Below are 3,554 nucleotides of genomic sequence, written 5' to 3'. Positions count from 1 at the left end.
GATTGACGTATCTTTTTTAACTGGCTTCAGTGATCAAAGTCATTTGACTAAATTTTTTAAAAGTCAGGTTGGGCTAACGCCAAAACAATACATGAAAATATTTGAAAGTGAAAAGAAAACAGGATGCTAGTAATAGCTTAGAAGGGAGAGAAGAGCTGTGGATCATTTAGCTGCTTACATGCTGATGGCGCTGGTTATGTCGATGATACCTGGTGCTGATACAATTCTTATCATGAAAAATACGCTTCATCACGGAGCAAAAGCAGGACGTTTTACTATACTCGGCATGGCTACAGGCCTCGCGTTTTGGACGTTAATTGCTGTGCTTGGCTTGTCTGTTGCTATTGCGCAGTCGGTGTATCTGTTTAACACGATTAAATACATAGGGGCAGCGTACTTATTTTACTTAGGCATCAGAATATTTCTGACCAAAAATAYGCTCTCATTAGATGCCATTTCAGAAGAAACAAAAACTGTAAAGTCTTCATCTAGTCGCTGCTATAGAGAATCATATATGCAAGGGGCTCTTAGTAATTTTCTTAATCCTAAAACGGTATTAGTTTATATTACGTTTATGCCACAGTTTATTAACTTGGATGCACACACAAATCAACAGCTGCTGATACTCGGTTTTATTCTGACGCTTATAGCGGTAGGGTGGTTTTTAATTTTGGTGTATGTAATAGATTACGTGAAAAAATGGTTTAAAAAACCGGTGTTTCAAAAAGCCTTTCAACGATGCAGTGGCGTGCTGCTGATTGGTTTTGGAATAAGAACAATAGTGTAATCGTAGTTAGTAAGCAAAAAAGCCTTATTGAAAAATAAGGCTTTTTTTACGTTTAAAAACACGTAAACGAAACAATTTGTCGTGTATCCACACCGAAAATGGTCCAAAAACGTCCGTTCCATCTAAATCCTGCAACCGATCGCGGGCCTACAAAAATAGGAAAATACCAGAAGCTAGAGCCGTTTCTAAGCCATATGAACGTGTTGCGGAATAGACATAGAGAAATGGCTCCTGGGTCAACGGCAAATGGAGTTGCCGTTTGTTGAGCCGGAATAAATGCCGGCGGAGGGGAAGTTGGGGCTTGCTCCGGGCTAGGTGTAGGTAAATCGCCTGGTGGTCTAGGTGGACCGGGTGGGAGTTGAGGTCCAGGAAATCTTGTCGGGTACAAATAAAAATCCATGTAGTTAATGTCCATTTTTTAATCACCTCTATTTTTTATCACTATTTTATAAAGTATGAGAAAGCTGCCTAAAGGGATTGGGCAATTACAGCGTTTTTTACATAGGTCTTTTTTATGAAGAAAAGTTTGGTTCCTAAGTCGGAAATAAATTCCTTCATGAACTCGATAAAAGCTGAATAGGATAAAACAGAGTGTGTTTTTAGAGGAGGACTTTTCATGGATAACAATCCAAAAAAGATGTTTACACCGGTTAAGACCTATCAACCTTTCCACAGTATCTATGATCCTTGCCGGCCGATAGGAGTTAAATATTATTCTACGCCGCCTCAATTATACATGGGATTTCAGCCGCCGAATCTGCAGCAGTTTTCACCGAAAGAAGCGCTAAAAAAAGGAACGCTGTGGCCGGCTTTTTGGGACTACTATGAAAATCCATACAAAGATAAGAAGAGGGATGAAGAATGAAAAATCTACCTCCGGAGTACTATCAGGATTTAGAAGAAATACAGGCGATTGATTTTGCACTAGTAGAATTAACGCTGTATTTAGATACCCATCCAAATGACCAGCAGGCTATGCAGCAGTTTAACGAATACGCGCAGCAGGCTATGCAGTTAAAAAGAACCTTTGAAACAAAGTACGGGCCGCTTCAGCAATATGGAAACAGCTATACCGACGGAAAGTGGAGCTGGGGAACAAGCCCTTGGCCATGGCAAATATAAGCAGATAAAGGCGGGAGCTATATGTGGGTGTATGAAAAGAAATTGCAGTATCCAGTGAAAGTAAGCACGTGTAATCCAACGCTTGCCAAATATTTAATGGAACAATACGGGGGAGCGGACGGAGAGCTTGCAGCAGCACTTCGTTATTTGAATCAGCGCTATACAATTCCCGATAAAGTGGTTGGACTGCTAAACGATATTGGAACAGAAGAGTTTGCTCATCTTGAAATGATTGCTACGATGATTTATAAGCTAACAAAAGATGCAACGCCGGAGCAGCTGAAGGCAGCGGGATTAGCAGAACACTATGTGAACCATGATAGTGCACTTTATTACAATAATGCTGCTGGGGTTCCGTTTACAGCTACTTATATACAGGCAAAAGGAGATCCGATTGCAGATCTTTATGAAGACATAGCTGCAGAAGAAAAAGCAAGAGCTACATATCAATGGTTAATTGATATATCAGATGATCCTGATTTAAACGATAGCTTACGATTTTTACGAGAAAGAGAGATTGTTCACTCACAGCGGTTCCGCGAGGCCGTGGAGATTTTAAAAGATGACAGAGACAGAAAGAAAATCTTTTAACGAGCAAAAGGAACATCCCTCTTAGTACAGGAGGGATGTTTTTTATTATGGCAGCGTCGATTATACGCTAGAACTGCAGTGACAAGAAACAACCTTTAATTTCCCTTCAACATCTTTCCAAACTCGCGTATAGCTGTATTCGCCTCCGATCGATTCACCAGTTGCCAGTGCCCCATTCAACGCTATTTTTGTAATCGTAACGGCAAGTTCTTGAAACAGTTTAACTTCTTGTTCCAACACTTCCATGCCCGCTATATCAAGACTTTTTGAACGATGAACATTTATATCTTCTTCTTTTGACAACCATTGCCCAAGGTGATTCACAAAAATAAGCTCATCTGAAAGTAATTCTTCTAATAGCTCTATGTTATTAGAAAGCATGGCTGAGCGAAGCATTTCTTCGTATTCTATAACTCTTGCTTGATTCATTTTTAATCCTCCTTTACGCCTTGTGTAACTCTTTTCTATTTCCACGTTGCTTTTCCTTTAAACTTCTGTCCTTAATAAGTTTTACTAAATTATGTTAATAGAGGGGATAAGTGGACTAATTTTCTGTAAGCACTAAAGATTCTGAAAGACTCGGTTAATTACCTTTAAATGGTAGAAAGTTAGAGTGAAAGAACCTTTTCTTTCCACTTTTCTAGTTATCTTTTTACTATTAAGATGCAGTTTTTTATACTTGTAATTGTAGCGGAATGAACGTTCATTCCGCTTTTAGAAAGAGGTGATAAAGTGGAATCTACTCCAACAAAACAAAAAGCGATTTTTTCTGCTTCGCTTCTGCTGTTTGCAGAAAGAGGGTTTGATGCAACCACGATGCCAATGATTGCAGAAAATGCCAAAGTAGGAGCAGGAACAATTTATCGCTACTTTAAAAATAAAGAAAGCCTTGTAAATGAATTATTTCAACAGCACGTAAACGAGTTTTTACAGTGCATTGAAAGCGGTCTGGCAAACGAAAGAGATGGATACCGAGATGGGTTTCATCATATCTTTGAAGGTATGGTGACATTTACTAAAAATCATCCTCGTGCTCTTGGATTTATTAAAACTC

General features: G+C 39.2%; 8 protein-coding genes. 6 read left to right on the top strand and 2 right to left on the bottom strand.

Annotation, left to right across the window (positions count from 1 at the left end; translation table 11 throughout):
* Positions 1-130, top strand: a 130-nt coding sequence (locus tag AC1DRF_RS19780; RefSeq protein ID WP_477741477.1) for a helix-turn-helix domain-containing protein, incomplete at its 5' end; no start/stop codon positions are given.
* A 27-nt stretch (positions 131-157) separates the two neighbouring features.
* On the top strand, positions 158-787 hold the full coding sequence (locus AC1DRF_RS19775; protein ID WP_477741476.1) for a homoserine/threonine efflux transporter: 630 nt from the start codon (positions 158-160) through the stop codon (positions 785-787).
* 52 nt (positions 788-839) lie between these two features.
* Here the strand turns inward: AC1DRF_RS19775 and AC1DRF_RS19770 are convergent, their stop codons facing one another.
* Entirely contained in the window at positions 840-1,202 is a 363-nt protein-coding gene (locus AC1DRF_RS19770; RefSeq protein ID WP_427075941.1) for a transporter, read from the bottom strand.
* A gap of 201 nt (positions 1,203-1,403) precedes the next feature.
* Between AC1DRF_RS19770 and AC1DRF_RS19765 the strand changes: the two genes are divergently transcribed.
* From AC1DRF_RS19765 to cotJC, 3 genes are read left to right on the top strand one after another with little or no spacing between them, the layout of a single operon-like run.
* Complete coding sequence (locus AC1DRF_RS19765; RefSeq protein ID WP_013057939.1) at positions 1,404-1,652, top strand: spore coat associated protein CotJA; 249 nt, start codon at positions 1,404-1,406, stop codon at positions 1,650-1,652.
* Positions 1,649-1,909 carry a spore coat protein CotJB gene (locus AC1DRF_RS19760; RefSeq protein ID WP_028409289.1) on the top strand — a complete coding sequence of 87 codons (261 nt, stop codon included), beginning with the start codon at positions 1,649-1,651 and terminating at the stop codon, positions 1,907-1,909. Before AC1DRF_RS19765 ends, AC1DRF_RS19760 begins: the two co-directional genes overlap by 4 nt.
* Before the next feature lie 21 nt (positions 1,910-1,930).
* On the top strand, positions 1,931-2,500 hold the full coding sequence (gene cotJC, locus AC1DRF_RS19755; RefSeq protein ID WP_013083974.1) for a spore coat protein CotJC: 570 nt from the start codon (positions 1,931-1,933) through the stop codon (positions 2,498-2,500).
* Positions 2,501-2,560: 60 nt separating this feature from the next.
* Here cotJC and AC1DRF_RS19750 read toward each other — a convergent pair whose 3' ends face one another.
* Positions 2,561-2,929: a nuclear transport factor 2 family protein gene (locus tag AC1DRF_RS19750; RefSeq protein WP_043981384.1), complete on the bottom strand. Its 369-nt coding sequence runs from the start codon at positions 2,927-2,929 to the stop codon at positions 2,561-2,563.
* Between the two features lie 303 nt (positions 2,930-3,232).
* Between AC1DRF_RS19750 and AC1DRF_RS19745 the strand changes: the two genes are divergently transcribed.
* A partial coding sequence (locus AC1DRF_RS19745; RefSeq protein ID WP_477741475.1) for a TetR/AcrR family transcriptional regulator occupies positions 3,233-3,554 on the top strand: 322 nt, incomplete at its 3' end.

This window comes from Priestia sp. P5_B4, from assembly GCF_056400385.1.
This window is presented reverse-complemented; position numbering and strand designations above follow the sequence as displayed.

Excerpts from the sequence above, each read along its gene's own strand:
- AC1DRF_RS19765 (WP_013057939.1), top strand. The coding sequence starts at position 1,404 with ATGGATAACAATCCAAAAAAGATGTTTACACCGGTTAAGACCTATCAA.
- AC1DRF_RS19760 (WP_028409289.1), top strand. The coding sequence starts at position 1,649 with ATGAAAAATCTACCTCCGGAGTACTATCAGGATTTAGAAGAAATACAG.
- AC1DRF_RS19770 (WP_427075941.1), bottom strand. The coding sequence starts at position 1,202 with ATGGACATTAACTACATGGATTTTTATTTGTACCCGACAAGATTTCCT.
- AC1DRF_RS19750 (WP_043981384.1), bottom strand. The coding sequence starts at position 2,929 with ATGAATCAAGCAAGAGTTATAGAATACGAAGAAATGCTTCGCTCAGCC.
- cotJC (WP_013083974.1), top strand. The coding sequence starts at position 1,931 with ATGTGGGTGTATGAAAAGAAATTGCAGTATCCAGTGAAAGTAAGCACG.